14 protein-coding genes and 1 tRNA gene are annotated in these 16,064 nt (G+C 70.5%); 4 read left to right on the forward strand and 11 right to left on the reverse strand.

Annotation, left to right across the window (positions count from 1 at the left end; genetic code table 11):
• Positions 1 to 57 precede the first annotated feature (57 nt).
• Positions 58 to 321, forward strand: coding sequence for a response regulator transcription factor (locus KE274_RS16795; RefSeq protein ID WP_211544479.1), 264 nt, complete (start codon positions 58 to 60; stop codon positions 319 to 321).
• Between the two features lie 87 nt (positions 322 to 408).
• Here the strand turns inward: KE274_RS16795 and KE274_RS13315 are convergent.
• From KE274_RS13315 to KE274_RS13345, 7 genes are all read right to left on the reverse strand, one after another.
• Positions 409 to 480 (reverse strand) — tRNA-Gln (locus KE274_RS13315).
• 100 nt (positions 481 to 580) lie between these two features.
• Positions 581 to 2,086 carry a glutamate--tRNA ligase gene (gene gltX, locus KE274_RS13320; protein ID WP_211544481.1) on the reverse strand — a complete coding sequence of 502 codons (1,506 nt, stop codon included), beginning with the start codon at positions 2,084 to 2,086 and terminating at the stop codon, positions 581 to 583.
• Between the two features lie 42 nt (positions 2,087 to 2,128).
• Positions 2,129 to 3,406, reverse strand: coding sequence for an MFS transporter (locus tag KE274_RS13325; protein ID WP_211544484.1), 1,278 nt, complete (start codon positions 3,404 to 3,406; stop codon positions 2,129 to 2,131).
• Positions 3,403 to 4,179, reverse strand: coding sequence for a fumarylacetoacetate hydrolase family protein (locus KE274_RS13330; protein ID WP_211544486.1), 777 nt, complete (start codon positions 4,177 to 4,179; stop codon positions 3,403 to 3,405). The genes KE274_RS13325 and KE274_RS13330 overlap by 4 nt, the downstream gene beginning before the upstream one ends.
• A 69-nt stretch (positions 4,180 to 4,248) precedes the next feature.
• Entirely contained in the window at positions 4,249 to 5,349 is a 1,101-nt protein-coding gene (locus KE274_RS13335) for a branched-chain amino acid aminotransferase (protein WP_211544488.1), read from the reverse strand.
• Positions 5,350 to 5,410: 61 nt separating this feature from the next.
• Positions 5,411 to 6,454, reverse strand: coding sequence for a 3-isopropylmalate dehydrogenase (locus KE274_RS13340; protein WP_211544496.1), 1,044 nt, complete (start codon positions 6,452 to 6,454; stop codon positions 5,411 to 5,413).
• An 82-nt stretch (positions 6,455 to 6,536) separates the two neighbouring features.
• Positions 6,537 to 8,072 (reverse strand): MFS transporter, encoded by a 1,536-nt coding sequence (locus KE274_RS13345; RefSeq protein WP_211544505.1) that lies wholly within the window; start codon positions 8,070 to 8,072, stop codon positions 6,537 to 6,539.
• A gap of 91 nt (positions 8,073 to 8,163) precedes the next feature.
• Here KE274_RS13345 and KE274_RS13350 point away from each other — a divergent pair, with 91 nt between their 5' ends.
• Entirely contained in the window at positions 8,164 to 8,706 is a 543-nt protein-coding gene (locus KE274_RS13350) for a TetR/AcrR family transcriptional regulator (RefSeq protein ID WP_211544507.1), read from the forward strand.
• Between the two features lie 64 nt (positions 8,707 to 8,770).
• Here KE274_RS13350 and serA read toward each other — a convergent pair whose 3' ends face one another.
• The 3 genes from serA to KE274_RS13365 all read right to left on the reverse strand — a co-directional run bounded on the left by serA (position 8,771) and on the right by KE274_RS13365 (position 11,438).
• Entirely contained in the window at positions 8,771 to 10,375 is a 1,605-nt protein-coding gene (serA, locus tag KE274_RS13355; RefSeq protein ID WP_211544509.1) for a phosphoglycerate dehydrogenase, read from the reverse strand.
• Positions 10,376 to 10,524: 149 nt separating this feature from the next.
• On the reverse strand, positions 10,525 to 10,860 hold the full coding sequence (locus tag KE274_RS13360) for a hypothetical protein (protein ID WP_211544510.1): 336 nt from the start codon (positions 10,858 to 10,860) through the stop codon (positions 10,525 to 10,527).
• Entirely contained in the window at positions 10,857 to 11,438 is a 582-nt protein-coding gene (locus KE274_RS13365) for a hypothetical protein (RefSeq protein ID WP_249186324.1), read from the reverse strand. The genes KE274_RS13360 and KE274_RS13365 overlap by 4 nt, the downstream gene beginning before the upstream one ends.
• Positions 11,439 to 11,521: 83 nt before the next feature.
• On the opposite strand from KE274_RS13365, the gene KE274_RS13370 reads away from it, so the two are divergent.
• On the forward strand, positions 11,522 to 12,478 hold the full coding sequence (locus KE274_RS13370; protein ID WP_211544514.1) for a hypothetical protein: 957 nt from the start codon (positions 11,522 to 11,524) through the stop codon (positions 12,476 to 12,478).
• Positions 12,479 to 12,482: 4 nt separating this feature from the next.
• On the opposite strand, the gene KE274_RS13375 is transcribed toward KE274_RS13370, so the two are convergent.
• Positions 12,483 to 13,145: a GntR family transcriptional regulator gene (locus tag KE274_RS13375; RefSeq protein ID WP_211544516.1), complete on the reverse strand. Its 663-nt coding sequence runs from the start codon at positions 13,143 to 13,145 to the stop codon at positions 12,483 to 12,485.
• Positions 13,146 to 13,219: 74 nt separating this feature from the next.
• On the opposite strand from KE274_RS13375, the gene KE274_RS13380 reads away from it, so the two are divergent.
• Positions 13,220 to 16,054 carry an FAD-binding and (Fe-S)-binding domain-containing protein gene (locus tag KE274_RS13380; protein ID WP_211544518.1) on the forward strand — a complete coding sequence of 945 codons (2,835 nt, stop codon included), beginning with the start codon at positions 13,220 to 13,222 and terminating at the stop codon, positions 16,052 to 16,054.
• Positions 16,055 to 16,064 lie beyond the last annotated feature (10 nt).

A 16,064-nucleotide genomic window follows, 5' to 3' on the forward strand; every position in this document is an offset into this window, starting at 1 on the left:
CGTGAAGACGGGCCTGGTGCGACCGTCGGCCACCTTCTCCGCGCGCACGACTCACGGGTGCCGCGGCGTCATTCGGCGAATCCGGGCGCCCTGCGCGTCCGTCCGACCCTCTCTCCGCTCCCGGAGCTGACCTCGCGGGAGCAGGAGGTGTTGGAGGCGCTGGGCGAGGGCAAGTCCACCTCGGAGATCGCCGCCGCGCTTCACCTGTCGGTCGGCACGGTCAAGGGGTACCTGAGCTCGATCATGGCGAAGTGGAATGCGCGGGACCGTGTGCAGGTGATCGTCTTGGCCGTGCGCAGCGGCGCGCTCGTGCTGACCTGATGTGCGGAAGACCGCGGTCGTCACCCGGCCCAGAAACGGCGGAAGCCCGGGCCTCCGCCGTTGCGGATTTCCGGGCTTCGTACAGTGCTGGGGTACCTGGACTCGAACCAAGAACAACTGAACCAGAATCAGCCGTGTTGCCAATTACACCATACCCCAAGGGCGAAACCGGAGCCTCGCACCGAGAGTCAAGCTTACCCGAGCGGCGACCGATCGCCAAAACCAGCGGCTCCCGGACGCCACTCGGGCGCGTCGCCTCTCAGCTCGCGAGGAAGGCCGACAGTGCGCGCAGACGTCGCAGCGACTCGTCCTTGCCCAACAGCTCCATCGACTCGAACAGCGGCGGCGAGACCCGACGCCCCGTGATGGCGACGCGAGGCGGACCGTAGGCCACGCGCGGCTTGAGCTCGAGGTTCTCCACGAGGGCCGCGGCCAGCGCCTCCTGGATCTTGTCCGGCGTGAAGTCGGCGACCGGCTCGAGAGCCGTGACACATGCGTCGAGCACCTCACCCGCATTGGCCGGGAGACCCTTGAGTGCGTCAGCGTCGTACGACACCTCATCGCGGAACAGGAAGCCGAGCATCCCGGGCACCTCGCCCAGCAGCTGCACGCGCTCCTGCACGAGAGGCGCCGCACGGAAGGCCAGCACCAGCTGCTCGTGCGTCGGCTCGTCGAACAGCCCGGCGGCAGCAAGGTAGGGCACGCTGCGTTCGGCGAAGTCCTTCACGTCGAGCATGCGGATGTGGTCACCGTTGATCGACTCCGCCTTCTTCTGGTCGAAGCGGGCCGGGTTCGGGTTGACGTTCTCGATGTCGAACGCGGCGATGAACTCGTCCAGCGAGAACACGTCGCGGTCGGGCCCGATCGACCAGCCGAGCAGTGCGAGGTAGTTCAGCAGGCCCTCGTGGATGAAGCCGCGCTCCCGATGCAGGAACAGGTCGGCCTGCGGGTCGCGCTTGGAGAGCTTCTTGGTGCCCGTCTCCCCCAGCACGAGCGGCATGTGCGCGAAGCGCGGCACGAACGTCGTGACACCGGCCTCGATCAGGGCGGCGTACAGCGACAGCTGGCGGGCCGTGGACGGCATCAGGTCTTCACCGCGCAGCACGTGCGTGATGCCCATGAGCGCGTCATCGACCGGGTTCACGAACGTGTACAGCGGAACGCCGTTCGGCCGCACGACCACGAAGTCGGGGAACGACCCCGCCGGGAACGTGACCTCGCCGCGGATGAGGTCGACATAGGTGACGTCTTCGTCGGGCACGCGCAAGCGCAACGCAGGCTGGCGCCCCTCGGCGCGGAACGCGGCCTTCTGCTCGTCCGTCAGGTCGCGGTCGTAGTTGTCGTAGCCGAGCTGCTTGGCGCGGCCGTTCGCCTCGTTGCGCGCGTCGATCTCCTCCGCGGTCGAGTAGCTCTCGTACAGCGCTCCCGTCGCCAGGAGCTTGTCGATCACCTCGCGGTAGATGTCGTGACGCTCGGACTGCCGGTAGGGCGCGTGCGGGCCGCCGACCTCCACGCCCTCGTCCCAGTCGATCTTGAGCCAAGTGAGCGCGTCGACGAGCTGACGGAAGCTCTCCTCGCTGTCGCGCGCGGCGTCTGTGTCCTCGATGCGGAACACCATCTTCCCGCCGTTGTGGCGCGCGTACGCCCAGTTGTACAGAGCCGTGCGGACCATGCCGACGTGCGGCAGCCCCGTCGGAGAGGGGCAGAAGCGAACGCGGACGTCGGCGCCGCTGGCGGTCGTGGTGAGGGGGTGAGGAGTAGCCATAGCCCTTCGATTCTACGGGGGTGGCCTGCACTCCCCCGGCCGTCACGCGACCCGCGGACCTGCGCCCGCGCGAGTGCGCCCCAGCGGAGCCAGCACGACGATCGCGACCACGAGCACCGAGGCCGCGATACCCAGCCCGGCGTACTGGAAGTTGGACAGCACGATGCCCGCGAGCACAGAGCCGGCCGCCGCGGAGAAGCTCATGAGCGAGTCGCTGCGGCCCTGCCTGCGTGTGCGCAGCTCGGGTGCGGACGCCTCCGTGAGGAGGGCCGCTCCCGCCACCGTTGCGGCGCTCCACCCCAGGCCCAGCAGGATGAGCGCGACCATCACGCCCCACGCCTCCGTCCCGGCGAACACCGCGAACGCCAGAGCGCCGCCGAGCAGGCCCTGTCCGAGCAGCACGACGCGCAGCCGCCCCCACCGGTCGGCGAGCACGCCGAACACGGGCGACAGTGCGTACATGCCCCCCACGTGCAGCGCGATCGTGACGCCCACGAGCGCGGAGACGTCGGCCGGTGTGGCCGCTGCGCCGTGCGCGCCGTGGGCCATGTGCGACAGGTGCACGGGAGTCATCGCCATCACCGATGCCATGACCACGTGGGATCCGGCGATCGCGAAGATGACGTACCGTGCGACCCGCGGCCGATCCGGCGCGACCACGCCGGTCGTCGCTGCGGCCTGCGTCGCCAGGTGCTGCGCCGCGAGCAGCGGGTCGGGGCGGAGCGCCACGAGATACAGCACGAGCGCGGCGCACTGTGCGACGAAGGAGAACACGTACGACCCGGTCTGCGGGGGCATGCCGATCGCATGGCCCACGAGTTCGCCGGGACCGAGCAGCAGTGGTCCGGCGACGCCCCCGATCGTCGTGGACCACACCACGATCGACAGGTCACGCCCCCGATGCTCCGGCGCGGCCAGGTCGGTCGCCGCGAACCGCGACTGCAGGTTGCCCGCGTTGCCGGCGCCGATCAGCACGATGCCGGCGAGCAGCAGCGGGAACACCCGCACGGACGCGGCGAGGATCACCACGGCGATGCCGACGAGGGCGAACACGTTCCCGAGTGTCAGCGCGCGGCGGCGCCCGAGCCGCGCGGCCAGGCGCGCGAGCGGGATCGCACACACCGCGGCGCCGAGGGTGACCGAGGCCGTGGCCAAGCCGGACAGCGCGTCGTTCCCGGAGATGTCCGCCGCGAGCAGCGCCCCCAGCGACACGGTCGCACCGAACGCGATGCCGCCCAGCACCTGTCCGAGCGACAGCACCAGGACCGTGCGCCGCTGCACCGCCGTCCGTTGCGCCGCGGACAGGGCGCCCGTTGTCATGCCGCGGGAACGGCGTCGCGTGCGGTGTTGCGAAGGATGCCGAGACCCGAGATCTCCACCTCGACCACGTCACCCGCGCCGAACGTGCCGACCCCGGCCGGGGTGCCGGTCATGATGACGTCGCCCGGGAGGAGGGTGAACACGGCCGACGCGTAGGCGATGATGTCGGCGACCGAGTGGATCATGTCGGTGAGTGGCGCGTGCTGCCGCACCTCGCCGTTCACGCGCGTCTCGATCGTGGCGGTCGACGGGTCGAAATCGGTCTCGATCACCGGCCCGAGCGGGCAGAAGGTGTCGAAGCCCTTGGCCCGAGACCACTGCCCGTCCTTGCGCTGCAGATCGCGCGCCGTCACATCGTTGCCGATCGTGTAGCCGAGCACGTAGTCGAGGGCGTTCTCCGCGCTGACGTTCTTGGCGATCTTGCCGATCACCACCACCAGCTCGCCCTCGTACTCGGTGCGCTCCGAAAGCGTCGGTCGCACGATCGCGTCGTCCGGACCGATGACGGCCGTGTTCGGCTTGAGGAACAGCAGCGGCTCCTCGGGAGCCACCCCGCCCATCTCGGCGGCGTGATCGTGATAGTTCTTGCCGACGCACACCACCTTCGAGCGCGGGATCACGGGCGCCAGCAGCGTCGCCTCACTCAGCGGGACGCGGGCGCCGGTCGTCTCGTAGCCGGTGAACATCGGGTCCCCCGCCAGCACCACGAGCTCGCGCTCGTCGATGATCCCGTACATGATGGCGTCGTCGTGGCTGAACCGGGCGATCTTCATGCGTCCAGCCTAGCGAGCACAGAAGACCCCGAACCGGGCGATCCGGCTCGGGGTCTTCACCAGCAGAGGTCAGGCGTCGAGGCGCACGAGCCAGCCGTGCTTGTCCTCACGGCGCCCGTACTGGATGTCGGTGAGCTCTTCGCGCAGCGACAGCGCCAGCTCGCCGAGCGGCTGCGGCTCGTCGAAGCCCTCACCCACCAGCGCGCCGATCGGCGTGACCACCGCGGCGGTGCCGCACGCGAACACCTCGACGATGTCGCCGGAGGCCACGCCCTGGCGCCACTCGTCGATCGAGATGGGCCGCTTCTCGACTGTGTAGCCGCGGTCCTCCGCGAGCTGCAGCAGCGAGTCGCGCGTGATGCCCTCGAGGATGCTGTCGGACTCCGGCGTGACCACCCGACCGTCCTTGAACACGAACACGACGTTCATGCCGCCGAGCTCCTCGACGTGGCGCTTCTCGTTGAGGAACACGACCTGGTCGCAGCCCTTCGCACTCGCCTCGGCCTGTGGCAGGAGGCTGGAGGCGTAATTGCCACCCGTCTTCGCCTTGCCGGTGCCGCCCTTGCCCGCGCGGGCGTACTCCTCCGAGAGCCAGATGCGCACGGGCTTCACGCCGCCGGTGAAGTAGGCGCCGGCGGGGCTCGCGATCACGTAGTACGCGACCTTCTGTGCCGCGCGCACTCCGAGGAATGCCTCCTTGGCGAACATGAACGGCCGCAGGTACAGGCTCTGGTCGGCACCGGAGGGGACCCAGCGACCGTCGACCGCGATCAGCTCGCGCAGCGACTGGATGAAGTACTCGGTGGGAAGCTCGGGAAGGGCGAGGCGACGAGCGCTCGCCTGCAGGCGGGCGGCGTTGCGGTCGGGACGGAAGGTGTGGATCGAGCCGTCCGCGTGACGATAGGCCTTGATGCCTTCGAAGATCTCCTGCGCGTAGTGCAGCACCGACGCGGCGGGGTCGAGCGGGATGGGACCGTAGGGCTGCACGCGGGGGCGGTGCCAGCCTCCCTTGGCCGACCAGCAGATGTCGACCATGTGATCGGTGAAGACGACCCCGAAGCCCGGGTTCTCCAGCACCTCGGCGAGACGCGCCGGGCTGGCCGCGTTCAGGTTCTTCGTGACGGCGAACTCCAGGGGAGCCACGGTCGTCTCGGTCTCGATGGTCGTCATGTCCTCATCCAATCCTCGTGGGCGGGCGCATCCTCGCGCCCTGTCAGCCTACGCCCGCGCTTCACAGGCGGGCAGTGATCGCGGAGCCGATCTCCGCGGTGGTGCGGGCGCCGCTGCGAGCGGCGATGTCCGCCTCGACCGCGGCGCTCACCCGCGCCGACTCGGCGGCGAGGCCGAGGTGATCGAGCAGCAGGGCGATCGACAGGATCGCCGCGGTCGGGTCGGCCTTCTGCTGACCCGCGATGTCCGGCGCCGAGCCGTGCACGGGCTCGAACATCGACGGGAAGGCGCCGTCGGGGTTGATGTTCCCCGAGGCTGCGAGGCCGATGCCGCCCGTGACGGCGCCGGCGAGGTCGGTGAGGATGTCACCGAAGAGATTGTCGGTCACGATCACGTCGAACCGTGAGGGGTCGGTGACCAGGAAGATCGTGGCGGCGTCGACGTGCAGGTAGTCCACGGTCACGTCGGGGTGCTCGGTGGCCACCTCGTTCACGATGCGCTGCCAGATCGCCCCAGCGTGCACCAGCACGTTGGTCTTGTGCACGAGCGTGAGCTTCTTCTGCCGCCGCTCCGCCAGGTCGAACGCGTAGCGGACGACGCGCTCCACGCCGAAGGCGGTGTTGACCGAGGTCTCGTTCGCGACCTCCTGCGGCGTCCCTGTGCGGATGGCGCCGCCGTTGCCGACGTAGGGACCCTCCGTGCCCTCGCGCACGACCACGAAGTCGATGTCGCCCGGGTCGGCGAGGGGCCCGGGAGCCCCGGTGAACAGCTTCGACGGGCGCAGGTTCACGTAGTGGTCGAGCGTGAATCGCAGCTTCAGCAGGAGCCCGCGCTCGATGTTGGCGTTCTTCAGCCGCGGGTCGCCCGGCGTCCCGCCCACGGCGCCGAGGAGGATGGCATCGTGCGCCGCGATCGCTGCGAGGTCGTCGTCGGTCAGCGTGTCACCGGTCTCGAGGTACCGGCCAGCGCCGAGCGAGAAGCGGGTCTTGTCGAACGTCACGCCGCTGTCGGCGGTGACGGCGTCGAGCACCTTCTCCGCCTCCGCGATGACCTCGGGACCGATGCCGTCACCCGGGATGACGGCCAGCTTCACGACACGCGACATGAGACTCCTTGCGCACTGCACGGGGGTGGACCGGCCGCGGCGCGACCGCGGGTCGAACGGGCCGGTCCCCCCAGCGTAGTGGTCAGTGCGTGGGTGCCTTGCGCAGTGTGACGGCCGCGATCACCGCGGCGATCACGACGAGCCCCGCACCGATCAGCGAGGTCACGGTCACGCCGGAGCCGAACGCGTCGGCGGCGGCCTGCCACAGCGCGTCACCGAGCTGCGCCGGCAGCTGCTGGGCGGCCGTGTACGCACCCGCGAGCGTCTCCTGCGCGGCGTGCGCGACCTCGGCGGGCAGCCCGTCGGGGAGCACGAGCGCGCCGCGATAGAACGCCGTGATGAGGCCACCGAGGATCGCCGTGCCGAGGACCGCGCCGAGCTCGTACGCCGTCTCCGACACCGCGCTGGCCGCGCCCGCCTTCGCGGCGGGAGCGCTGGAGAGGATCAGCTCGTTGGAGATGGTCTCCGCCGCACCGATGCCGATACCCAGCACGACGAACGCGAGGATCAGCGGCAGCACGCCGTGATCGTGTGTCGTGACCGCCACGATCAGGTAGCCGACGACCGAGAACACCAGGGCCGCCGGGATCAGCACGTGCGGCGGCACGCGACGTGAGATCGGCACGACCGTGAGACCGGCGACGATCATGGCCGCCATGCCAGGCACGAGCGCGAGACCGGCCATCATGGGCGACAGCCCGAGCACGAGCTGCACGTGCTGCGACACGAAGTAGAGGAAGCCGACGAGGGCGACCACGCTGAGCAGGTTCACCAGGATCGCCCCGGAGAACGACCCGCGGCGGAACAGGGCCATGTCGAGCATCGGCACCTCGGCGCGCAGCTGGCGACGCACGAACAGCGCCCCCATCGCCAGGCCGAGCACAGCCCAGCCGCCCGCGTACAGCGAGGGACCGTCGACCGCGAACGACTTGATGGCGTAGACGACCGGGATCATCGCGGCCATCGACAGCGCGATGCTCAGCGGGTCGATCCGGCCCGGGTGCGGGTCGCGGCTCTCGGGCACCAGCAGCGGCGCGGCAATGAGCAGTGGGATCAGCACGGGGACGGCGATGAGGAACACGGACCCCCACGCGAAGTGCTCGAGCAGGAATCCGCCGACGATCGGGCCCAGCGCGGCACCGGCGGAGAACGCCGAGGCCCACACCGCGATCGCCATCCGCCGCTGGTCGCGGTTCTGGAAGATCGAGCGCAGGAGCGACAGCGTGGAGGGCATGAGCATCGCGCCGAAGAAGCCGAGCAGGGCGCGGGCGGCGATGAGGAGTCCGGCGGTGGGGGCGAACGCAGCCAGCGCCGAGACCACGGCGAACCCGGTGGCGCCGATCAGCAGCAGGCGACGACGGCCGAAGCGGTCGCCGAGCGTGCCCATGGTCACCAGGAGGCCGGCGAGCACGAGCGGGTACACGTCGATGATCCACAGCTGCTCGGCGCCGGTGGGGGCGAGCGAGATGGAGATCTCGGGCAGCGCGAAGCTCAGCACCGTGTTGTCGACCGACACCAGCAGCACGGGGAGCATGAGGACGACGAGCGCCGCCCATCCCCTGGCTCCGACGCGGGGGGCTTCCGTCTCTGTCGTCGGGATCGACGCAGTACGGTTCATGGAACACCTCTCAGACTCGTGACGGCTCCGTTTATGAACCGTCCGGCTGGTATAGTAACAGAATCGCCCCTTTCCCGAACAGAGGATGACCATGCCGCGACCACCCCTCGCCCGCGAAAAGGTCCTCGATGCGTTCGAGGAGATCCTCATCGCCGAGGGGGAACGTGCCGCGACACTCGAGGCGACGGCCAAGGCCGCCGGCGTCTCGAAGGGCGGGCTGCTGTACCACTTCCACTCCAAGGACGACCTCGAGAGCGGGCTGCTGGACCGGCTCGACCGCCTCACGACCCTCGACCTGGAGCGCATGACGGCCGCCGAGGAGGGCCCGGTCGCCTACTACGTGCGCACCTCCGTGATGGAGGACGACGCCCTCGACCGCGTGCTCATCGCGACGACCCGGCTCGCGCAGGGCGGCTCGGCACGCGCCGCAGACATGCTGCGCGAGACCCGGCGTCGCTGGGCGGACACCATCCGGCCGCACGTGCGCGACACCGCCAGCCTCGACCTGGTGATGCTCGTGAGCGACGGGCTCTACTTCAACAACTCGCTCGACGTGCACGGGCCCGAGCGGCTCGTGCCACGCAGCGACGAGCTAGCCGACCTGATCGCCCTGGTCCTCCGCGCCACCGCCTGAGACCCCACTGCAGCAAGACGGAAGGGCGGGAGCACCACGCCCCCGCCCTTCCCGTGGTCGACGTTCAGACCTCGGTGATCTCGATCTGCCGGAACAGGTCGGCGTCGATCGCGTCGCGCACGTCGTCGAGCAGTTCCTCCGACACCGGCGAGTCGAGCGTCAGCACGCTCAGCGCCTGGTCGCCGGCCGCGCGGCGGGCGATCTGCATCCCGGCGATGTTGATGCCGGCCTCGCCGAACTTCTGGCCGTACACCGCCACGATGCCCGGGCGGTCGGTGTACAGCATCACGACGTGGTGCTTCTCGATCGGGAGCTCCAGAGCGTGGTCGTTGATGCCCACCAGCTTCTCCGCCTGCTTCGGCCCGGTCAGCGTGCCGGACACCGACAGCTGCGAACCGTCGGACAGCGCGCCGGTCAGCGTGATGACGTTGCGGTACTCCTCGCTCACGTCGTCCTTGAGCAGACGCACCGCGATGCCGCGCTGCTCGGCCAGCAGGGGCGCGTTCACGTAGGAAACGGTCTCGCTGACGATATTGGTGAAGACACCCTTGAGCGCCGCGAGCTTGAGGACGCTGACGTCGTAGTCGTTCAGCTCGCCGTGCACCTCGACGTCGAGGCTCGTGAGCGGCGAGGTCGCGAGGGCCGCGAAGATCTGGCCGAGCTTCTCCACGAGCGAGATTCCGGGGCGCACGTACGGGTCGATCACGCCGCCCGCGACGTTGACCGCGTCGGGCACCAGGTCGCCGCCGAGCGCGAGCCGCACCGAGCGCGCGACCGAGACGCCCGCCTTCTCCTGCGCCTCCTCCGTGCTGGCACCGAGGTGCGGCGTGACGACCACGTTCGGCAGGTCGAGCAGGGCGCGGGCGCTGCCGCCCTCGGCCGGAGGCTCCGTCGTGAACACGTCGAGACCCGCGCCGGCGATCTCGCCGGCGACCAGCGCCTCGTGCAGCGCCTCCTCGTCGATCAGGCCACCGCGCGCGACGTTGACCACGAAGGCCGTCGGCTTCATGGCGGCGAACTGCTCCGCGCCGATCATGCCCGTGGTCTCCGGGGTCTTCGGCATGTGGATCGTGAGGAAGTCGGCTTCCGCGACCAGCTCGTCGAGTGACAGGAGCTGCACGCCGAGCTGCTGCGCGCGGGCGGACGTGACGTAGGGGTCGTACGCGACGACGCGCATGTCGAACGCGGCGAGACGAGCGGCGACCAGGGCACCGATCCGGCCGAGCCCCACGATGCCGACCGTCTTCTCGAAGAGCTCGGCCCCCGTGAAGGAGCTGCGCTTCCACTGCCCCGCAGCGAGCGAGGCGTGCGCGGCGGGGATGCGGCGCGCGAGGCTGAGGATGTGGCCGACCGTGAGCTCCGCGGCCGAGACGATGTTGGAGGTCGGCGCGTTGACGACCATGACGCCGGCCGTGGTGGCGGCCTTGATGTCGACGTTGTCGAGGCCCACACCGGCGCGAGCGACCACCTTGAGCTTCGGCGCGTGCGACAGCGCCTCCTCGTCGATGCGGGTCGCCGAGCGGATCAGCACCGCGTCGGCATCTGCGAGAGCGGCGAACAGAGCCTCGCGGTCGGTGCCGTCGACGTGGCGGACGTCGAAGTCGGGGCCGAGCGCCTCGATCGTGGCGGGGGACAGAACTTCGGCGATGAGCACGACGGGCTTCGGCACAGTGGATCCTTCGGGGCAGCGCGACAGGCGGGAGGGGCCGATGCGCCGCACACCGTCGGGGGCGCGATCGCGACAACTCTACCGGAGCCACCGTGCGGCTCCGTGCCGTGTGACGTCGCGGGGCCGCGCCCGAGCGACCGGGCCCCGCGTCAGGCGCTCGGCAGGGTGAGGCTCAGCGCGAGCAGGCTCATCCAGAACACCGCGACCACGCCGAGACCGGCGAGGAACACCAGCGCCAGCTCCCCCACGCGACGCCGACGCCCGATCGCGTACGCGAAGCCGAACACGATCAGGGGGAACACCACGCCGAACAACAGCACCGCCCACCCGGTTCCGGTCAGTCCGGTCTGCGCCATCGTGATCAGGTGCGCGACGGCGTTCCACACCGCGTACGCGTAGAACAGACCCGCGAGCACGATCACGGTCGCCACGAGCCAGCGCGGCGATCCGGACGACACCGCGGACGTGCGCTCCGGTGCGCTCATGATCCGACCACCCCCACCGTGACGAAGGGCCAGGGCACCAGCAGCACGACCCCGGCGAGGAGCAGCACCACCCGCACCCAGGCGGCCCTGCCCCGGGTGAGCACCCACGTGGCGAGGAACCAGAGCGCGGGGGCGGCGATCGCGAGCACGAACCACGGCAGGAACATCGCGTCGGCGACGAGGAAGGAGGCGAGCGGCTGAAGCCGGAGCCCGCCGACGATCCATCCGATCGAGTACAGGAGATAGATGCCGCCGACCACGCCGACGAGCAGCAGCATGGCATTGCTGAGGCCGGCGGGCGCGTCGTCGTCCTCGACGGCGACGGCGGACGGTGTCGCCGCCCGGCCGGCCGTGCCCGCGGACTCGGACATCACGGCGCGGTCGCCAGAGGGCGCGGGAACGGTGGACGCGTCAGCGGTCGGGTCGTCGATCTCGGCGTCATCGAGGGACGACGCTCCGACGGGCGCGGGATCGACAGGCGAGGCGGCGGTTTCACGCTGCCGTGGGCGACCGGGACGACGCGGCGTCGCGTGGTCGTCGCCCTCCCAGCTCAGAGCGTCGTCGGAGTCGGAGGTCATGCCTCCAGCGTAGAACAACCGCTCCACTAGGATCTTGCATGCCCCGGCCGGTGCGGCCGGGCCTTCGGGGGAAGGGAATCAGCGTGGCCGAGAGCAACGACACGACCACCGGCGGGGAGTCGAACGCCGCCGCCACGAACCGCGCCGCGACACCCGAGCCGCCCGCCGGCTGGACGCCGAGCGCCGAGGCGAAGGCGAAGGCGACGCGGTTCCGCTGGATCGCCGCCGTGCTCTGGGCCGTCGCGATCGCGGGCGAAGCCTTCGGCATCTTCTGGCTTCTGAGACAGCGGGTCTACGTCGGCGAGGACGGCACGCTCGTGCGCGACCCCGACACCGGATTGCTGGAGGAACAGGGCGTCAGCGCGCAGTTCCCGCAGTGGGCCTTCGTCGCGCTGCTCGTGCTGCTGGTCGTGATCGCGGCACTGTCGATCACGGGGTCGATCCTCTGGAAGAAGGCGAACCGTCTCGACCCGGCGCGAAGGTCGGATCGCACGCGCTTCTTCGTGCAGAACCAGCTCGGTGCGATCATCGCCATCGTGGCGTTCCTGCCGCTCGTGATCCTCATCTTCCTGAACAAGGACATGGACAAGGGCCAGAAGGCCACGGCCGGCATCGTCGGCATCGTGCTCGCAGCGCTGGCCGTCTTCGTGGGCGTGGACTTCGCGCCGCCGTCGGTCGAGCAGTACACCGCCGACCAGTCCACGGTGATCCAGCTGCTCGGCAAGGACGAGGTCGTGTGGGTGGACGGCGGCAAGGTGTACCACGTGTGCGATGAGGTTCCGGCGATCCAGACCGGCAGCGAGATCCGCACGGGCACCACGTCGCAGGCGATCGAGGCGGGCAAGATCCGCCTCACCCTCCAGTTCGTCTCGGAACTGCGCACATGCGGGCTCGCAGTGCCGGAGAACGCGGATGAGATCACTGAGGCGCTCCGTGCGATCCAGGATGGGCAGGTCGATACGCCGCTGCCCGCGCCGGTCTGGGCCGACCCCGCCGACGCGCCGATCGAGATCGAGGACGCTCCCGCGAACGCGGGCTGAGCGTTCAGTCGCGTCCGAGCGCTTCGACCAGGCGTTCCTCGGCCGACGCGAGGTGCGCCCGCAGCAGCTCGGCCGCCGTGTCCGCCGCCCCGGCGGCGACGGCGTTGAGCATCTCCCGGTGCTGTGCGGCGATCTCTGCCGCGTTGAGGAGTCGACGGCCCTGCACCTGCGCCATGCAGAGCCGTACCTCGTCGAGCACGCTCCGGTACATCCGGCCCGTGCGCTCGCTCTCCAGCGCATCGATGAGTGCGGTGTGGAACCGCAGGTCCGGATCCACCGTCGCGGGATCGGGACCGGGCCCCATGGCGAGCAGTTCGGCGTTCGCCTCGACCGCGGCGGCAGGGACCGTGCGCGCGTGGGCGAGCTCGCGCAACGCCGCGCTCTCGAGCCGCGTGCGGGTGCGGTACACATCGCGCACCGTGTCCTGGTCGATGCCCACGACGCGCGCTGTGCGATGAGCCGTGCGCACGAGGAGGCCGCTCGCGACGAGCTGCTCGATCGCGGCCTTGGCACTGGGCCGTGCGACCCCGTAGGCCTGGGAGACGGCGGCTTCGGTGAGGGGTTCCCCCGACCGGATGTCACCCGCGAGGATGCGTGACCGCAGTTGCGCCGTCACGGCATCGACCACGCCGATCACGCCGAGCGGGCGGTCGGTGGCGGTGGTCATGCGCGCCAGCCTAGCGAATCCGTCCCACGCCAGTACACTTGTCAGACAATCTGATCCCGGAGCAGAGGAGCACCGTGCCGACCACCATCGCCGAACCCCTGGACCCCGCCCTCCTCGGTCCGGACACGGAGGTGCACGCCCGATCCATCGACCGGTTCGCGCGGGCCCACGACGCGTCGCACTACCTGCTCGTCCCGGACGCCGTGCTCTCCCCCGCCGATGCAGAAGGCGTGGCCCGCGCGTTCGACGCCGTCCGTGCGGCGGGTCGCACCCTCACGTTCCGCTCCGGTGGAACGAGCCTGTCCGGCCAGGGCGTCAGTGGCGACATCCTCGTGGACACCCGAAGCCACTTCCGCGACATCCACGTCGAAGACGACGGCGCCACGGTGCGCGTCGGGCCCGGCGCCACGGTCCGCCAGGTCAACACGCGCCTCGCACGCTACCGTCGCAAGCTCGGACCCGACCCGGCGAGCGAGATCGCCTGCACGATCGGCGGGGTCATCGCCAACAACTCCAGCGGCATGGCCTGCGGCATCACCGAGAACTCCTACCAGACGGTCGAGTCGCTGACGCTCGTGCTGCCCAGCGGAACGATCCTCGACACGGGCCGCCCCGACGCGAACCACATCCTGCGCGCCGCGGAGCCGGAGATCGCCGACGGTCTGCTGGCCCTGCGCGCCCGGCTGCTCTCCTCCTCCGCGCACGTCGCCTTCCTTCGCCAGCAGTTCTCGATGAAGAACACCATGGGCTACGGCCTCAACGCGCTACTCGACTTCGACGACCCCGTACGCATCCTGGAGCACCTCGTGATCGGCTCGGAGGGCACCCTCGCGTTCGTCGCCGAGGCCCGCTTCCGCACGATCGAGGTGCGCCCGGCGATCGCCACCGGTCTGCTCGTGTTCGAGACGCTCTCGGCCGCCATGGCCGCGCTGCCCGAGCTCACTCGCCTGGGCCTGGCGACGATCGAGCTCATGGACGCGGCGTCACTGCGCGTGGCCCAGGGGCTCAGTGACGTCCCGGCCGCGATCGCTGAGATCGACGTACGCGGACACGCCGCGCTGCTGGTCGAGGTGCACGCCGCCGACCCCGGCGCCCTGGATGCGGCAGCCGGAGCGGCACAGGCGCATTTCGACACGCTGCCGCTCACGATCGCGCCGCGACTCACGACCGACGCCACCGAGCGCGCCGCCCTCTGGCACGTACGGAAGGGCCTGTACACCGCCGTCGCGGGAGCTCGCCCCTCCGGGACCACCGCGCTGCTGGAGGACATCGTGGTGCCCGTGCCGCGGCTCCTGGCCACGTGCGAGCGCCTGATCGAGCTGTTCGCCGCGCACGGTTACGAGGGCTCCGTCATCTTCGGCCACGCGAAGGACGGCAACGTGCACTTCCTGCTCAACGAGCGCTTCGACGACCCCGACAGCGTGGCGAGGTACCGCCGCTTCACCGACGACCTCGTCGAGCTCGTGCTGTCGCAGCAGGGCTCCCTCAAAGCCGAGCACGGCACGGGTCGCATCATGGCCCCGTTCGTGCGCCGGCAGTACGGCGATGAGCTCACCGACCTGATGTGGGAGCTCAAGCGGCTGATCGACCCCGCCGGGATCCTCAACCCCGGTGTCGTGCTCTCCGACGACCCCGACTCGTACCTGCACGACCTCAAGCGCGTGCCGACCGTGGAGCACGAGGTGGACCGCTGCGTGGAGTGCGGGTACTGCGAGCCCACGTGCCCCAGCAAGAGCATCACGCTCACCCCGCGGCAGCGCATCGTGCTGCGTCGCGACATGGCGTGGGCCGAGGAGCAGGGGGACACCGAACTGCTGCGGGAACTGCGCCGGGACTACGACTACGACGGCGTGCAGACCTGCGCGGTCGACGGCATGTGCGGGGTGGCGTGCCCGGTCGACATCAACACGGGCGACCTCGTGCGTCGGCTGCGGGCGGAGCAGTCGAACGCGGTCGAGGGCGCGGTGTGGGGCACGGCTGCGAAGCACTGGAGCACCGTCACACGCGCGGGCGGCGTGGCCCTCACGGTCGCGGACGCCCTCCCCGCCCCGCTCGTGCGCGGGGTGACGCAGCTCGGTCGCGCGGTGCTCGGCGCCGACACGGTGCCCCTGTACGACGCCGGGCTCCCCCGCGGCGGCTCGAAGCCCGAGCGCCCGACGTCGCCGCCCGAGGCCGAGGTCGTGTTCTTCGGCGCGTGCATCGGCACCATGTTCGGTGCGGAGGACGGCGGCCACGGGTCCCGCGACGCGCTGCACCACCTGCTCGACCGCGCGGGCATCGTCGCCGCGATCCCGGAGGAGAACGGCGGACTGTGCTGCGGCACGCCGTGGAAGTCGAAGGGACACCTCGACGGCTACCGGCTGATGTCCGACCGCGTGCTGGAGTCGCTGTGGGAGGCCAGCCGTCACGGCGAGCTGCCCGTCGTGTGCGACGCCGCGTCGTGCACCGAGGGGCTCGACGTGATGCTCGCCCAGTCCGTCGCGAAGAACCCCCGGTATGCGGGGCTGCGCATCGAGGACGCGACCACCTTCGTCGCCCGTGAGGTGCTGCCGCGGCTGACCGTGAGCACGCGGTTGCCCTCCGTCGCGGTGCACCCCACGTGCTCCACCACCGCACTGGGAGCGACCGGAGCGCTGACCGAGATCGCCGCGGCAGTCGCGGACGACGTGTACGTGCCCGAGGGGTGGGGCTGCTGCGCGTTCGCCGGTGACCGTGGCATGCTTCACCCCGAGCTCACCGCCAGCGCCACCGCGCAGGAGTCGGCCGAGGTCGCCGCGGCCGACCGGGAGCGCGGCGGTTTCGGCGCGTTCGTGTCGGCCAACCGCACGTGCGAGATCGGCATGACGCGCGCGACAGGGCGCCCCTACCGCCACGTGATCGAGGTGCTGGAGGAGCTCACACGTCCCTGAGGCAGGGACA

The organism is Microbacterium paraoxydans (genome assembly GCF_018224615.1).
Classification (GTDB): Bacteria; Actinomycetota; Actinomycetes; order Actinomycetales; family Microbacteriaceae; genus Microbacterium; species Microbacterium paraoxydans_B.